The organism is Snodgrassella sp. CS2 (assembly GCF_050310315.1).
Taxonomy (GTDB): domain Bacteria; phylum Pseudomonadota; class Gammaproteobacteria; order Burkholderiales; family Neisseriaceae; genus Snodgrassella; species Snodgrassella alvi_E.
Genome location: NZ_JBNPBA010000006.1, coordinates 15,520 through 31,868, shown reverse-complemented (window position 1 = coordinate 31,868; position 16,349 = coordinate 15,520). Strand labels below are relative to the sequence as shown.

The 16,349-nt window shown below is 42.3% G+C and carries 16 protein-coding genes and 1 tRNA gene; 16 read left to right on the top strand and 1 reads right to left on the bottom strand.

The window, feature by feature from the left end:
- The first annotated feature begins 693 nt into the window (after positions 1-693).
- The 10 genes from ACQP6D_RS08755 to ACQP6D_RS08710 all read left to right on the top strand — a co-directional run bounded on the left by ACQP6D_RS08755 (position 694) and on the right by ACQP6D_RS08710 (position 10,393).
- Complete coding sequence (locus ACQP6D_RS08755; RefSeq protein ID WP_267391403.1) at positions 694-2,484, top strand: 2-isopropylmalate synthase; 1,791 nt, start codon at positions 694-696, stop codon at positions 2,482-2,484.
- A 227-nt stretch (positions 2,485-2,711) separates the two neighbouring features.
- Positions 2,712-3,014 (top strand): urease subunit gamma, encoded by a 303-nt coding sequence (gene ureA, locus ACQP6D_RS08750; RefSeq protein ID WP_100156253.1) that lies wholly within the window; start codon positions 2,712-2,714, stop codon positions 3,012-3,014.
- A gap of 90 nt (positions 3,015-3,104) precedes the next feature.
- On the top strand, positions 3,105-3,419 hold the full coding sequence (gene ureB / locus ACQP6D_RS08745; RefSeq protein WP_267408279.1) for an urease subunit beta: 315 nt from the start codon (positions 3,105-3,107) through the stop codon (positions 3,417-3,419).
- 82 nt (positions 3,420-3,501) lie between these two features.
- Positions 3,502-5,223 carry an urease subunit alpha gene (gene ureC, locus ACQP6D_RS08740; RefSeq protein ID WP_427857973.1) on the top strand — a complete coding sequence of 574 codons (1,722 nt, stop codon included), beginning with the start codon at positions 3,502-3,504 and terminating at the stop codon, positions 5,221-5,223.
- 34 nt (positions 5,224-5,257) lie between these two features.
- Positions 5,258-6,970 (top strand): DUF262 domain-containing protein, encoded by a 1,713-nt coding sequence (locus ACQP6D_RS08735; RefSeq protein ID WP_427857972.1) that lies wholly within the window; start codon positions 5,258-5,260, stop codon positions 6,968-6,970.
- Between the two features lie 13 nt (positions 6,971-6,983).
- Entirely contained in the window at positions 6,984-7,481 is a 498-nt protein-coding gene (ureE, locus tag ACQP6D_RS08730; RefSeq protein ID WP_427857971.1) for an urease accessory protein UreE, read from the top strand.
- 11 nt (positions 7,482-7,492) lie between these two features.
- Complete coding sequence (locus ACQP6D_RS08725) at positions 7,493-8,212, top strand: urease accessory protein UreF (protein WP_427857970.1); 720 nt, start codon at positions 7,493-7,495, stop codon at positions 8,210-8,212.
- Between the two features lie 23 nt (positions 8,213-8,235).
- Entirely contained in the window at positions 8,236-8,793 is a 558-nt protein-coding gene (locus tag ACQP6D_RS08720; RefSeq protein WP_367420100.1) for a HupE/UreJ family protein, read from the top strand.
- Positions 8,794-8,930: 137 nt separating this feature from the next.
- Positions 8,931-9,566, top strand: a complete 636-nt coding sequence (gene ureG / locus ACQP6D_RS08715; protein ID WP_100139710.1) for an urease accessory protein UreG — start codon at positions 8,931-8,933, stop codon at positions 9,564-9,566.
- Positions 9,566-10,393, top strand: a complete 828-nt coding sequence (locus ACQP6D_RS08710; RefSeq protein ID WP_427857969.1) for an urease accessory protein UreD — start codon at positions 9,566-9,568, stop codon at positions 10,391-10,393. The genes ureG and ACQP6D_RS08710 overlap by 1 nt, the downstream gene beginning before the upstream one ends.
- A 540-nt stretch (positions 10,394-10,933) precedes the next feature.
- Here ACQP6D_RS08710 and ACQP6D_RS08705 read toward each other — a convergent pair.
- Positions 10,934-11,009 (bottom strand) — tRNA-Ala (locus tag ACQP6D_RS08705).
- A 245-nt stretch (positions 11,010-11,254) separates the two neighbouring features.
- On the opposite strand from ACQP6D_RS08705, the gene mltG reads away from it, so the two are divergent.
- Genes mltG through ACQP6D_RS08675 form a run of 6 tightly spaced genes read left to right on the top strand, consistent with a single transcriptional unit; the run spans position 11,255 to position 15,825 of the window.
- Positions 11,255-12,259 carry an endolytic transglycosylase MltG gene (gene mltG / locus ACQP6D_RS08700; RefSeq protein ID WP_427857968.1) on the top strand — a complete coding sequence of 335 codons (1,005 nt, stop codon included), beginning with the start codon at positions 11,255-11,257 and terminating at the stop codon, positions 12,257-12,259.
- A gap of 14 nt (positions 12,260-12,273) precedes the next feature.
- Complete coding sequence (gene tmk, locus ACQP6D_RS08695) at positions 12,274-12,900, top strand: dTMP kinase (protein ID WP_267391393.1); 627 nt, start codon at positions 12,274-12,276, stop codon at positions 12,898-12,900.
- Positions 12,897-13,880, top strand: coding sequence for a DNA polymerase III subunit delta' (gene holB / locus ACQP6D_RS08690; RefSeq protein WP_427857967.1), 984 nt, complete (start codon positions 12,897-12,899; stop codon positions 13,878-13,880). Before tmk ends, holB begins: the two co-directional genes overlap by 4 nt.
- 15 nt (positions 13,881-13,895) lie before the next feature.
- Positions 13,896-14,255, top strand: coding sequence for a PilZ domain-containing protein (locus ACQP6D_RS08685; protein WP_100139715.1), 360 nt, complete (start codon positions 13,896-13,898; stop codon positions 14,253-14,255).
- Positions 14,255-15,037 carry a TatD family hydrolase gene (locus ACQP6D_RS08680; RefSeq protein WP_427858014.1) on the top strand — a complete coding sequence of 261 codons (783 nt, stop codon included), beginning with the start codon at positions 14,255-14,257 and terminating at the stop codon, positions 15,035-15,037. The genes ACQP6D_RS08685 and ACQP6D_RS08680 overlap by 1 nt, the downstream gene beginning before the upstream one ends.
- Positions 15,034-15,825, top strand: a complete 792-nt coding sequence (locus ACQP6D_RS08675; protein WP_427857966.1) for an MBL fold metallo-hydrolase — start codon at positions 15,034-15,036, stop codon at positions 15,823-15,825. The genes ACQP6D_RS08680 and ACQP6D_RS08675 overlap by 4 nt, the downstream gene beginning before the upstream one ends.
- Positions 15,826-16,349 lie beyond the last annotated feature (524 nt).

The following is a 16,349-nucleotide window of genomic DNA, read 5'->3' as shown; positions in this document are numbered from 1 at the left end:
AATTAATGTATATATGTTGATTTTAAGCAAAAATTTAAAGTTGATTCTTTTATTTATTAGAATATGTAAACAAATAGGTTGGTAAGGTAATTGAAAAATGATTGTTTAATTAATCATTTTGCTAGCGAAATGCCTTTACCAAAGCTGCGTTAAACATTATTACCATAGTAGTACAGCCTACAGGCTTTGCTAATCCCAATATTTTGCCAAAAGCTTAAGGCAAATTGTGCAGGCTAATTTGGTGGGTAATCGAAAAATAAGCAGTATTGATAAGTCAGAAGAAGCAATATGTTAGAGGGTATTTCTGGCTACTGTAAAACACTTATTAGGAGCAAGTCTCAGCGACTCATGCTCCTAATGTCACGCATGTTGTCATCTGTAAGAAAAAATAAATTGGCTACTACAAAGTGTACGAATGTCATGCTGAAGGTGTAATTGCAGGTATTTGATTGAAAGAAAATTTAGCCATGTAAGGCTGAGGCCGATAGGAAAGCCGTTGTCTGACCTATTCAATATTAGGGTAGTGTGGCGATTTATCGTGCTTCATTATAAAAATGTACAAAATGTCTAAAAAATAATTTCAATAATATCTTTGAATAAAATAAACTTGTTTTTTTGTCCAATTTTACGTATATTAGCGTAATAGAATAATTGTAGCATGATGAAAAAAGTAAATTGGACAAAAGGTCAGTTATGCAATTGAATATAGACCGCTTAATTGCCTATTTTGGTGGCGTAAATGCTTTAGCTGAAGCCCTGAAACAGCATTATCCTGATAGCGCAGCCTCTGCCGCTGCCATCTATAAATGGCGTAAGCGTGGTTCCTTACCACTGAATCAACTGCAAAAAATTATTCTGATGGCTGAGAAACAAAACAAGCCGCTCGATATCAATGCATTTATGCAACACAATAACACTACCTTGGAGAGACCAAGAATGACCAGTACCAATAATCGAGTCATTATATTTGATACCACTCTGCGTGATGGAGAACAGTCGCCGGGAGCGGCTATGACGAAGGAAGAAAAAATTCGCATTGCACGCCAATTGGAGAAGCTGGGTGTGGACGTAATTGAAGCCGGATTTGCGGCAGCCAGCCCAGGGGATTTTGATGCTATTCACACCATTGCTGAAATTATCCAGAATGCCACAGTGTGCTCATTATCCCGTGCAAATGAACGCGATGTACGTAAGGCTGGCGAAGCAATCGCACCAGCCAGGAAGAAACGAATTCATACTTTTATCGCCACCAGTCCCCTGCATATGGAGCATAAACTGCGGATGAAACCGCAGCAGGTGAAAGAAACCGCAGTCAAAGCCGTTAAAATCGCGCGCGAATATACGGATGATGTTGAATTCTCTTGCGAAGATGCATTGCGTAGCGATATTAATTTTCTAGCTGAAATCTGTCAGGCAGTGATTGAAGCAGGTGCCACCACCATTAATATCCCTGATACCGTGGGCTATGCCATCCCATTTCAGACAGAAGCCTTTTTCCGTGAATTGATTCAGAAAACACCGGGTAGCGATAAAGTAATTTGGTCGGCACACTGCCATAATGATCTCGGACTTGCTGTGGGTAATTCACTAGCAGCGGTGATTGGCGGTGCTAGGCAGGTAGAATGTACCATTAATGGATTGGGTGAGCGTGCCGGCAATGCCAGCCTTGAAGAAGTGGTAATGGCATTGAAAACCCGCCATGATGTTTTTGGCTTGGAAACCAATATCGACACCACGCAGATAGTACCAACCTCGAAAATGGTGTCTACTGTAACCGGTTATCCGGTGCAGCCGAATAAAGCCATAGTTGGTGCTAATGCTTTTGCACATGAATCCGGTATCCATCAGGATGGCGTGCTGAAATGCCGTGAAACATATGAAATTATGTCTGCTGAATCAGTAGGTTGGAGTACCAACCGCCTGACACTAGGCAAACTCTCCGGCCGCAATGCTTTCCGTACCAAATTGCAAGAGCTGGGTATTGAACTGGATAGTGAAGAAGCTTTAAATGCGGCTTTTGCCCGCTTTAAAGAGCTGGCGGATAAAAAACGCGAAATTTTCGATGAGGACTTGCATGCACTGGTATCAGATGAGTTAGTCAGCCGCGCGCCTGATCGTTACAAATACGTTTCACTGAGTATTCATAGTGAAACCGGTGAAGAGCCGGTAGCTGAAATCGTCTTTAATGTGGACGGAAACGAGAAACGCGCCAGCAGCCATGGTTCTGGTCCGGTTGATGCTGTATTCAAAGCTATTGAATCAGAAGCGGGTAGTACCGCGGATTTGCAGCTGTATTCGGTAAATGCCATTACAGCGGGTACCGAAAGTCAGGGCGAAGTAACAGTGCGGCTGTCGCGTGAAGGCCATCTGGTTAGCGGGCAGGGAGCTGATACCGATATTATTGTTGCCAGTGCCAAAGCCTATCTGTCAGCCCTCAATAAACTGGAAAGCCAGCCCAGAGTAAAAGCTCAGGGAGTGATTTAACTTGCATTGTTCTTTATATTGGGTTGTTTATATTAAATAAATCCAGTTTTCAGCAGTGTTAAACCCGTATAAGCATATGTTTATACGGGTTTATCAATTTCACCGAAACATTCAGCTACCTATATACAGAAACACTACTTTAAGTTTATTATCAATTGTAAATAAAACTATCTTAGTTTATAGCGCAATGTAAATAACACTCAGATATTTACACAGGAAAACAAACCATGCATTTAACCAGTCGTGAACAGGAAAAACTAATGCTGTTTCTGGCCGGCGAACTGGCTGCCAAACGCCGTGCTCGCGGTGTACTGCTGAATTATCCCGAAGCCATAGCTTACATCAGCAGCCAGCTACAGGAGGCAGCACGTGACGGCATGAGCGTAGCAGAATTAATGCAGTATGGTGCGACATTATTAACCAGCGCTGACGTGATGGAAGGTGTGGCTGAAATGGTAAATGAAGTACAGATTGAAGCAACTTTTCCGGATGGTACCAAACTGGTGACCGTGCACCAGCCCATTCGCTGATACAGAATTCAAACATTGCAGGTTACGCCCTGCTAAATAGCGACTGCATGCGAACAAAATATTCGTACAACGTCTGATCAGGAGAAATGTATGATTCCCGGAGAATATGTGCTGGCCGCAGACGATATTATCGCCAATCAGAATCGCCGTACCCTTACCATTACTGTAGTGAACCGTGGCGACCGTCCCATACAAGTGGGCTCACATTATCATTTTTATGAAACCAATGCGGCACTGGAATTTGAACGAGAACAAACGCGCGGCATGCGCCTGAATGTGCCTTCTGGTAATGCTGTACGTTTCGAGCCTGGTGAAGTAAAAACCATAGAATTAACTGAATATGGTGGTTTGAAAAATATATTTGGATTCCATAATGCCATTAATGGCAGTCTAAACAATCAATAATTATTTGTATCCAGATACCAGACAGAACCAAACTAAGTCACCATTAAATATTTCTACCAGTGAATTGAATCGAGAATCTGCCATGAGCCTGAAAATTTCCCGTCAGCAATATGTTGCTACCTATGGGCCTACCGTAGGCGATAAAGTGCGTTTGGGTGATACTGAATTGTTTGCCGAAGTAGAACGCGATTTACTTACTTATGGAGAAGAGGGCAAATTTGGCGGTGGAAAGTCCATTCGGGATGGTATGGCGCAGTCTGCTACTGCCACACGCAGCAACCAGAATGTGTTGGATATGGTAATTACCAATGTACTGATAATGGATTACTGGGGAATCGTCAAAGCTGATATCGGTATTCGTGATGGTAAAATTGTGGGCGTTGGGCAAGCAGGTAATCCCGATACTATGGATGGTGTGACACCAAACATGATTATCGGTGCGGCCACCGAAGTCCATAATGGTGCCAATCTGATAGCCACAGCCGGGGGAATAGATACCCATATCCACTTTATTTCACCGCAGCAGATTACCCATGCCATTGAATCCGGCATCACCACCATGATTGGTGGAGGGACAGGGCCAGCAGACGGCACCAATGCCACCACAGTCACACCAGGTGCGTGGCATATACAAAAAATGTTACAGGCGGCAGAACAGGCACCAGTCAATCTGGGCTTTTTTGGTAAAGGCAATTGCGCCAGCCTCGAGCCTTTACGTGAACAGATAGCCGCCGGTGCGCTGGGGTTGAAAATTCACGAAGATTGGGGTGCCACCGCGGCTGTTATCGATGCTTCCTTAAAAATTGCGGATGAAATGGATGTGCAGGTAGCTATCCACACCGATACTCTGAATGAAGGCGGATTTCTGGAAGATACCATGCGTGCTATTGATGGCAGAGTAATCCATACCTTTCACACAGAGGGCGCAGGCGGCGGCCATGCACCGGATATCATCAAAGCTGCTATGTATCCGAATGTTTTACCAGCGTCTACCAATCCCACACGCCCGTTTACCGTGAATACCATCGATGAGCATCTGGATATGCTGATGGTATGTCATCATCTGGATAAAAGTGTGGCTGAAGATGTAGCCTTTGCCGATTCACGCATTAGACCGGAAACCATTGCTGCCGAAGATATTCTGCATGATATGGGTGTATTCTCAATTATGAGTTCGGATTCACAGGCGATGGGCAGGGTTGCGGAAGTTATCGTACGCACATGGCAAACTGCCGACAAAATGAAACAGCAGCGTGGCTCGTTGCCTGAAGAAACCGGCAACAATGATAATTTCCGTATCAAGCGCTATTTAGCCAAATACACCATTAATCCTGCCATAGCTCAAGGCATCAACGATTATGTCGGTTCAATCGAAGCCGGCAAAATCGCCGATTTGGTTTTATGGAAACCAGCTTTTTTCGGCGTCAAACCTGAAATTATCATCAAAGGTGGCACCATCAGTTATGCCCGTATGGGTGACCCGAATGCCTCTATCCCGACTCCTCAGCCGGTAATCTATCGTCCTATGTTTGGTGCACTGGGACGGGCTGTGCAAGATACTGCCGTATTATTTGTTTCACAGGCTGGAGTAGATAACGATATCCGTAGCCGGTATGGATTGCATAAACAAACTCTTCCTGTGCGCAATTGCCGTAATATCGGTAAAAAAGACCTAATTCATAATCATGCCATGCCGGAAATTACCGTGAATCCGGAAACATATGAAGTACGCGTGAATGGTGAGCATATTACCTGTGAGCCAGCTAGAAAAGTAGCTTTGGCGCAGCGGTATTTTCTGTTTTGATATATTTAAAATTATTCGATATTGGATTAAAAAAATGAATCTTCGTGCTTATTCTAGATCTATTAAAGACATTCTCACATTACAAAGAAAATACATTATACCTAGATATCAACGCGAATATTCTTGGGAAATTGAGCAGGTTGAGGAATTTTGGAAAGATATTACTGAACAATTTGACTATAAAACAGAAGAATATACAACTCGGGATTACTTTATAGGTTCTTTTGTTTTAGTTGGAGATGATGAGAAAGACACTGAATTTATGATTGTAGATGGTCAACAAAGACTAACAACAATTACAATTTTACTTTCAGTTTTGACTCATATCGGAGAAAGTTTTGATAAAGATTTTGCTAATAGTTGCTATGTTTATATAGAAGGTAAAGATTCAGATTATAAAGATTTTTTTAAATTAGAAAATGAATCTCCCAAACCATTTTTTCAGAAAGCAATTCAATTTAAACAGCCACAATCTATTACAAATTTAAATGATCTTACAACTGAAGAATATAAGTTATTAAAAGCTTATAAGTTTTTTGAAGAAAAGATATTATTTCAAAAAGACAAAATTTCTGAATTTAAAAATTTTTTAAAAGCACTACGAAATCAGCTTATTCGCTGTAGTACAGTTTACATAACAGTAGAAGAAGAGAAAGATGCCCAAACTATTTTTGAAACATTAAATGCTAAGGGAAAAGAATTATCAACTTTAGACCTAATTAAAAACAAAATTTTCGAAGTCCTTGATGAATTACATCCCAGTGACGAAGCTAAAAATTCTTGGAAACAACTAAAATTAATTTTAAATTCAAAAAATGATAAAGTACTTATGAATGTCTTTTTCAGGCATTTTTGGATTGCAAATTATGCATTTGTTACTGAAAAAAAAATATATACCAGTTTTCAAAATAAAATACCCAAAAATAAAAAAAGTTATATAGATTTTTTGTTCAAACTTTTAAGTTTTGCTAGAAATTATATGAAACTAATCTCTCCAGAAAGAGTTTTTTATGCTGAAATAAGTATTTATAATTCGGTAATGGCTATCAAGGATTTCAGAGTAAAACAACCATACCCTTTAATGACAACTTTGTTGGGATATTATAATGAGAAATTAATAAACCTTAAACAGTTAATAAAAATATTCAATCAATTGGAAATATTTCATTTCATATTTACAGCTGTTACTTCTTCACGAGCATCTGGATTAGAAAGTACTTATTCCAAATATTCTCAAGAGTTAATTAAAACTAGGGATGAGAAGAAAATAAAAAAAATTTTAGGCAATTTGTCTGAATATTTATATAATAAAATTATCGATATACCCTATGAAAATTTTGAAAAAAAATTTGTTGAGTTAAAGTTTTCCAATGAGTTTACAAAGGACAAAAAAATTATTCAATATATATTTAAAAATTATGAAAAAATCCTTTTAAAAACTGACGAATTATCAGTGAATAAATTTTCTATCGAGCATATTCAATCTCAGAAAACAGATACCGACTGGACCCATACAATAGGTAATCTTTTGCCTTTAGCTGAAGATTTAAACAAAGAATGCAAAAATTACCATTTATCAAGAAAAATAAAAGTATTTAATACTTCGGAATTACAGCAAGTTAAGGAATTCTGCAGATATTATAAATCTAAACAGGTTTGGACTGAGATAGATTCTGTAAATAGGGCTAAAGAATTATCTAAAACCATTTACAACTATAGTATAGATGTGCTTAAAAACGATGATTAAAATAGAAAAAATTTTGGACACAAAAAAAAATCTTGAGCAGAAAAATTTATTGATCAACCAATTGATTGATTATGTGTTTTTGCAATGGTTTGAAGCAGACCGCCGCATTATCCGCACTACCACCAATGACGGCCGTGAAATTGCTTTTCGCCTGCTGAAAGAAGGACAACGTCTGCATCATGATGATGTGGTGTATCTGGATAAGCAGCTGGCTATCGTAGTGCAGATTGAGCCTAGTGAAGTGATGGTTCTGGCACCACAGACACTAGCGGAAATGGCACGCGCCTGCTATGAAATCGGAAACAAACATACACCATTGTTTTTAGACGGAAATGAATTACTGTTACCATTTGATAAACCATTGTTTGAATGGTTGCAAGCAGCTGGTTTTGCGCCTACGCGCCAGCAACGGCGGTTAAGTGAACAATTGCGTGCCAATTCTGCACCAGGTGTGGGCGGTAGTCACACGCATAGCCACAGCCATGATTTTGCAGAACACCACCATCATTAATGTTTGCATCTATGAGCAGCTTTGGAAGCCAGCTTGATATTCACGCTTTAACCCGTGCAGGTTTATTGTTGCAACTGGCTGATCCTACGCTGCCAATTGGAGGCTTTAACCACTCCGGCGGGTTGGAAACCTTTGTTCAGCACGGCGCAGTACATAATTCGGCTACCCTGAAAGAATTTGTTTGTACCCAATTGCAGCAAAACTGGATACACAATGATGGTGCCTATGTATCATTGGCCTATCATTCCAGCAAAGACAATAATCTGCCAGCACTGATGCAGCTAGATAAACAGATAGGTGCTGCCAAAGTAGCTCGTGAACTGCGTGAGAGCAGCTACAAACTCGGCATACGCCTGCTGAAAATTTTTGCACCGCATTACCAGACAGCCATAGTGAGATCGTTTCAAGATGCACTGTTGTCACAGCAGGTACGGGGATTTTATCCACTGGTATTTGGTCTGCTGGCAGCTGCAATGCATTTAGATAAAGCGGCTACCCTACAGGCATTTTATTACAACGCTGTCGTGGGCCTGATTACTAATGGGGTGAAATTGATTCCACTTAGCCAGATGGCGGGGCAGGAACTGTTAATTGAATTGCATGAAAAGATTGCTGAAACCGTAGCTGCTAGTATGCAGCCTTCTATAAAGCAATTAGGTGCGACAACACTGGCCACAGATATCAGAGCCATGCAGCATGAACGATTATATACTCGTTTATATATGAGTTAGATTCATCTTTAATGGAGAAAATCATGAAAAAAATATTTACCTTGTTATTGTTAAGTCCGGTACTGGCTTTTGCTCACCCCGGGCATATAACTGAAGGCTGGCAGGCGGGTGCATTGCACCCGCTCAGTGGCTGGGACCATTTGCTGGCAATGCTGGCCGTGGGTTTGTGGGCTGCTACTTTCCGCGGAAAAGCACGCTGGCTAATACCATCAACATTCGTTGGGGTGATGATAGTTGGTTTTATACTTGGTGCACATGGTATGCAGATACCGATGCTGGAGCAGGGAATAGCCGCTTCGGTACTGGTACTGGGTCTTGCTGCAGCGTGGCTTAAAAAAGTACCGGCTTCAGCAGCCATGGTTTTGGTCGGACTGTTTGCTCTGTTTCACGGCGTAGCACATGGTGCTGAAATGGGTGTTCATGGCGCATTCAGCTATGCATGTGGCTTTGTTATTGTTACCGCTGCGTTGCACGCCGCCGGTTTTGGATTGGGTACGGCCTTGAGCAAACAGCAATGGTTATTACGCCTGACTGGCAGCTTGATTGGTCTGGTTGGCTTTGGGATGCTGTTCACAGCCTGATCGCTATCAACTCTCCGTTCAGACAGAAAAGGCTGATTTGCCTTTCTGTCTGTCCACATGAGTTTAACAGTCTAAAAACATTGTTCACAAAATAAATACAATTAAGCGCTTACCAAAGCGAAAGGTCTGCACATAAGATGCGTCAATACATAAAAATCGGCGTTGCCGGTCCGGTGGGTTCGGGCAAAACCGCATTGATTGAAAAACTGACTCGCCATATGGCACAGCAATACAGCATTGCAGTAATCACCAATGATATATATACACAGGAAGATGCCGAGTTTCTGACCAAAAATAGCTTGCTGCCACCTGAGCGTATTATGGGTGTAGAAACTGGCGGTTGTCCGCATACCGCCATCCGTGAAGATGCCAGCATGAATCTGGAAGCAGTAGACGAAATGGTGGCGCGGTTTCCAGATATTCAGATTGTCTTTATCGAAAGTGGTGGTGATAATCTTTCCGCCACCTTTAGCCCGGATTTGGCCGATGTTACTCTGTTTGTTATCGATGTGGCACAAGGCGAAAAAATTCCGCGCAAAGGGGGCCCCGGTATTACCCGTTCTGATTTACTGGTCATTAACAAAACCGATTTGGCTCCTTACGTAGGTGCCAGTCTCGAAGTCATGCAGCATGATGCTCAGCGCATGCGTAAAGGGCAGCCGTTTGTATTCACCAATCTGATGGCAGAAGAGGGGATCAATACAATAATAGACTGGATTAAAAAATACGCCTTACTGGAAAATGTAGCAGAACCTGCAGGCTTGATACGCTAATGCACAGCCGATTAGCACTTATTACTCAGCTCAACCAGCGCAGACAGACAATCTTAGGCAATTGCTTTTATACCCCGCCACTGAAAATCCTGACTTTACCCCATATGGCTACACCGGTATGGCCTCAGGCACTCTTGGTGATGCAGATGAGTTCTTCGCCGGGTTTGCTAGCTGGTGATCATATAGATATTGAGATAGAGCTGGCGCAACAAACACAACTGTACTTGTTCACACAAGCCTTTACTCGCATCCAATCCATGCCTCAGGCAGCAGAAGCGCAGCAGCATACACGTATTTTTCTACATGAAAACAGCCGGCTTTGCTATCTACCGCATCCATTGGTGCTGCATCGCGATGCGGCCTTAACTCAAAGGATGCAAATCAGTCTAGCGGATAACTGCCAGCTAATTTTGGGCGAAATCATCGCCTGCGGCCGCGTACTTAATCATGAACGCTGGGATTTTCGTTATTTGTCATCACGAGTAACCATCGACTATCAGCAACAGCCATTACTAAGCGACAATATCTTCTGGCAACCCAATCGCCAACCTCTTAATGTATTGGGACAGATGGAGCAATACACCCATCAAGCCTGCCTCTATTATGTCAATACCGCCGCCAGCAAAACGGACATGCAGCAGCTAATTAACCAAATATACACCGCTTTATTGCCAGATTGGCCACTTGAGAACGATGATTATCTGTGGGGTATCACACAAGCTGCAGATTGCGTTTTATGTGTGCGTGCTTTGGGAATGAATGCAGAATCGCTGCAAAATTTTATATATCAAATAAACCAAAATATTTTGATTAATAAAAATGATTGAAATAATGAAATAAATAATTCAATTTTAAATTGCATTAAATTGAAATATAAATTTGTATAAACTTTAAAATTTATTTTATTCGAATAAAAAGAATCTCTTTTTTATTCAAATTGTATCTGTTACATAGTTAGATTGAGTACCTTTTTAAAAGAGAAAACCTTGAAGCAGATAGCAGATTTCAAAATATGCTTAATCTTTAACCTTTAGTTACAGATAATAATTCACCTAAATTCTACTTTAGTACTTTAATGTTTTCAAATCTCTACACAGCTTCGTATATAAGTAAGTAAGTAAGAATAGCTTTCAATTAGAATGTGTATGAGTTTCAGATTTTTAGAACTGGCTAAAATGGAATTCATGCGATTCATTTCTCTTATTTTTAGCATGATTTTATTTGCAAATAGTCATTTGCTTTTATTTTCAAAGGTAAAAGAAAATCGAATAATTTATAAAACCGGAGCAAAACGCAAGCGCTGTAAAAAGCAGATACAAAAAAAGACGCATGTTTGCGTCCATTTATATATAAAATCATTATTTATATGGTGGAGGTAAGCGGGATCGAACCGCTGACCTCTTGCATGCCATGCAAGCGCTCTACCAACTGAGCTATACCCCCGATTGTTACAGCGTTTATTGCTGAACAGGCTGCGCATTTTACCTGAACTACTGAATTTTGCAAGCCCTAGCTTAAGCTTTCTTGTTAAAGTGGAAATACAGTTCTCAATCTGTAAACTATTCTACCCAATAAATATTGCATATCTGGACACACATTTGGATTAAAGGCAGGAGTGGTGACTTCTGCCAATTAAATTTATACTTACAGGCTAGTCTAAAATAATCTTATTTAACAGGATAGCTTTTATGCGGCGTAAACAACGACGGGCGGTATTGCTGATTTTGACGGGTTTACTGATGTTTGCGCTAGTATGGGCATCGTTGTTGTTTATGCCTAAAAGTAACGCGGGCTATCGTTTGAAAGTGCCAGCAGGCTATGGTATTAGCGGAGTAAGCAGGATACTTACCAGTAATGATGTGATTTACAGCCGCTGGGTATTTGTTGGCACGGCCTATATGCTTGGCATGGGTGATAAAATTCATCGTGGCAATTATCGCTTGCCCCGCTCGGTATCAAGCTGGCAGATTCTGCAAAGGCTGCGAAATGGTAAGCCAGACAGTATTAATGTGCAAATTATTGAAGGTAGTACGTTTGCACAGATGCGCAGGATTGTTGATAGTACACCTGATATAGAACATCTTACTCGTGGCTGGACTGATGCCCAAATACTTAAACAAGTGGCAGATGATACCCATTATGCCCACGCAGAAGGGCTGTTTTTTCCAGCAACGTATGATATTAGCTCTGATAGCAGTGATTTATCGCTATATCAGCAAGCATATAAGGCGATGCAGAAACATTTGCAGGCCGCATGGGAAGAACGGCGCAGTAATCTTCCTTACCAGTCTGACTACGAAATGCTGATTATGGCCAGTCTGATAGAAAAGGAAACTGGACATGCGGAAGACAGAAGCAATGTGGCCGCGGTATTCGTTAATCGGCTTAATCAGCATATGCGCTTACAAACAGACCCTAGCGTGATTTATGGCATGGGCAGCCGCTATAAAGGTAAAATTGGCAAAGCTGATTTACGTCGTGACACACCGTACAATACTTATACTCGCGCCGGACTACCGCCCAGCCCGATTGCATTGCCGGGCAAAGCTGCGCTAGAAGCGGCTGCTCATCCGGCAAGTAATGATTACCTGTATTTTGTGGCGCGTAATGATGGTAGCGGACGTAGCCAGTTCAGCCACAGTCTGAACGAGCATAACGCAGCGGTTCGCCAGTATATTCTGAAAAAACCCTGAGCAGATTAGTATAGATGAAAGCAAAATTTATTACGTTGGATGGGATTGATGGTGCCGGTAAATCAACCAACCTCGATACCATTCGTACATGGTTTGAAAAACACCAATTGCCGGTTCTCTTTACCCGTGAGCCGGGAGGCACTGCTATTGGTGAAGCGTTACGCGAGCTCTTGCTTAATCCTGCTACCCGTGCCAATGCCCGCACTGAAACACTGATGATTTTTGCTGCCCGTCAGCAGCATCTGGATGAGGTGATTAAACCGGCTCTGGCACAAGGTATGCATGTTGTCAGTGATCGTTTTACAGATGCCACTTTTGCTTATCAGGGTGGTGGACGGGGTCTTCCTCTGGCTGATATCGCTGTTCTGGAAAACTGGGTACAGCAGGGATTGCAGCCCGATTTAACTCTACTACTGGATGTGCCCTTGGCTGTGGCTCAGCAGCGTCTAAGTCACAACACAAGTCCCGATCGCTTTGAGCAACTGGATACTAATTTTTTTGAACACACACGTCAGGTTTATTTAGACCGTGCCGCGGCGGCACCGCAACGCTACGCCATCATTAATAGCAGCCTGCAACTGGATGCTGTAGCAGCGCAAATCAATCAGAGTCTGGCACAACAGTTTGGATTGAACCCATGATTTACCCATGGCTCGAACCTGTTTGGCAACAGATTGCCCAGCACTGGCAGCAACAACCGCAAGCATGGTTGCTTTATGGCCATCCGGGAATCGGTAAACGGGAATTTGCCGAGCATCTGGCGCAAGCACTGCTGTGTGAGTCCCCGCAAGCCAATCATCAGCCGTGTGGTACATGTACTTCTTGTCATTTATTCAGCCAGCACAGCCATCCGGATTTCCTGATGGTAAAGCCGGAAGAAGCAGAAAGCGACGGTGGTGAACGAAAGCTGGCACAAATTAAAGTAGAAACCATCCGTAATGTGCTCGACTTTGCTCACCTGAGTGCCCATCGCGGCGGCAAACGTGTGGCTTTAATTTACCCTGCTGAAAGTATGAATACACAGGCCGCCAATGCATTGCTGAAAATTCTAGAAGAACCTCCGGCTGGGATGGTTTTTATTCTGGTCAGCCATCAGAAAGATCGCCTACTACCTACCATTAAAAGTCGTTGTCGTCAGGTTGTGTTAACCATGCCCACACCAGCAGAGGCATTGGCCTTTGCTCAACAATTACATGGTGAAAAAACGGCTGATTTGCTTGCCTTTCACGGCGGGGCACCCTTGTTTTCTGATAACGACAGCCATACGCAGCTACGTAATGAACTTATCCCTTTGCTCGTCAAGCCACGTCTGATTGCCATGCTGGATTATGCTGCTGCTTTTGACAAACAGAAACTGGCTCTAGCAACCTTTCTCGACTGGCTGGCCAAATGGTTACTGGATATGTCTCTAGCGCAGCAACATATGTGTGCCATGTATTATCCGGCTTGGCAAAATGCATTGAACGAGATTACTGCACAAATCGACCCATTATCCCTGTTTGCTTTAATCGATAGAGTAAATGCGCTAGCCCCTTACGGTAAACATACCCTCAATGTTAAAATGCAACTAGAAGACTTGTTAATAGATTATCTTAATGTGTGGCAGCATAAACACACATAAGCACAAAGGAAGTTTATGGCTGAAGCGCCTACCAATCTGCCGGGCAAAATGCTCAATTTAACCATTCCCGATAAACCAGAGCTGTATCGCAGCTATATGGCATTTCTACAGCATGGTGGCCTGTTTGCGCCCACAACAGATACGTTTCAAATGGGTGAAGAAGTATTACTGGCGGTAAACCTGCCCGAATTCAACGAAGCCAAATATCTGCGCACAAAAGTAGTATGGATAAACACCGCCGCTACATCTACCGGACAGCCTCAGGGAATCGGACTGGCTTTTGGCAAAGATGAAGACAGCATTGCCGTAAAGCAGAGTATTGAAGATATTCTGCCTGGTTTACTGCTGAGCGAACGCACAACATATACCCTGTAATCATGCTTATCGATTCACACTGCCATTTGAATATGCCTGAGTTGGCAGCCAGACTGCCACAAGTTTTGGAGAATATGGCACAGGCAGAAATAGGGCAGGCTATTGCTATTAGTGTAGACCGACAAAGCGCAGACGAAGTGCTGGCACTGACCGAGCAGCATACAAATCTTTTTGCCAGTGTCGGTGTGCATCCTGAAGACCAAAACTCGGCGGAAATGAGTGTGGATGAACTGATTGCGGCTGCACAACATCCTAAAGTAGTCGGTATCGGGGAAACTGGCCTCGATTATCATTGGTGCAGTGGTGATCTGGCTTGGCAGCATGCACGCTTCAGCACGCATATACAGGCCTCTAACCAAACCGGTCTGCCCCTGATTATCCATACCCGTGATGCTGCTGCGGATACACTGCGCCTTCTACATGAAAACCAAGCACAACAAGGCGTTATTCATTGCTTTACCGAAGATACTGCCTTTGCTAAAGCAGTATTGGATTTAGGCTTTTATATTTCTTTCTCTGGTATAGTGACCTTCAAAAACGCGCAGCAGATACAAGAAGCTTGCAAATACGTGCCTTTAGATCGCATATTGGTTGAAACTGATGCTCCTTATCTGGCTCCAGTGCCCAAGCGTGGCAAACCAAATGAACCGGCTTACGTACGTTACACCGCCGAATTTGTCGCACAGCTTCGCGGCGAGAGCATGGCAACCATCGAAGCAGCCACCACCGCCAATACCTATCGCTTGTTTAGCAAATTACCACCGCTGACTAGCCAGCCATGACACAGATTACCCTAACTGTACTTGGCTGTGGCAGCTCCTCCGGCACGCCAGTAATCGGTTGTGAATGTGCTACCTGCACCAGCAGCGACCCGAAAAACAGGCGCACCCGTTGCAATGCTCATATTCAGATAGGCAAACAGCACTGGCAAATTGACACAGGTACCGATTTTTACCATCAGGCTTTACAACATCAACTGTCGCGTATCGATGGCGTGCTCTACACCCATCCTCATGCCGACCATCTAAACGGTATCGATGATTTGCGCGCATTCTGCTACAAACAGCGCGCGCCCATACCGATATACGGCCATCGTGATACATTGGCTAATATTTGCAGCCGCTTTGATTACGCTTTTCTGGAACAAAATAACCACTGGAACCGTCCTGTACTGCGCGCACATGAGTTACCGTTAAATCAGGGGCAGAGCAGGGTTCTCACTATTGAAGACGTACCTGTATGGCAGTTTGCTGTATCACATGGAAGCTGGACAAGCAGTGCTTATCGCATAGGCAACATTGCCTGGTTTACCGATCTCAACCATATTGACGAATCCATTTTCCCACATTTACAGGGACTAGATTACCTGTTTCTCGATTGCTTGATGGACACTTCATACCCAAGCCATCTTAGTACCAAACAGGCTTTTGCTTACGCCGAACGCATTCAGGCCAAACATACTTACTTTATCCACATGACCCATAAACAGGAATACCATAATTTAAAGCAACGTTGCCCGAAAAACTGCGAACCTGCTTATGATGGATTGGTTGTGCACAGCAGCTATTAGTTTCGCTGTGATTTGAACTAACCAAATAAAACACAGTTATTTAATAAACTGCGCGTGCTATCTATTGCAAACACAAATTTGTTTGTAACAAATAACATAACTACTCACAAGTTGAAATCTATTCTGATACTGAAATTGATGTTGTAATATTTGTTCTTTAATGCAAATTTTTTCATATCAATTATTAGGAATAAATAAGGTTTTAGTGACAACTGTTTAACTGTAGATTTGTGTTTTGAATGATTTTAATCTTAACTCTAAAATTCTTCTATTATCGATATGTCTAGGCATCATTGAAACGAAAAGAGCTGAATGATTCAATCGCATAGTGAGGTTAATCAGTTTGGCAGGTACTGGTTTTTTGTATCTGTTAATGTGTATTAAACTTTAATACATAATTATATCTTTATTATTATTCCATCTATTTATAAATAAAGTAGCCTCAGTAGTGTTCTAAACTAATTCATGATGTTTAGTTTGTTTATATATTTATGCTTTTGGTATTTATTTGCAGTAAATTTGGC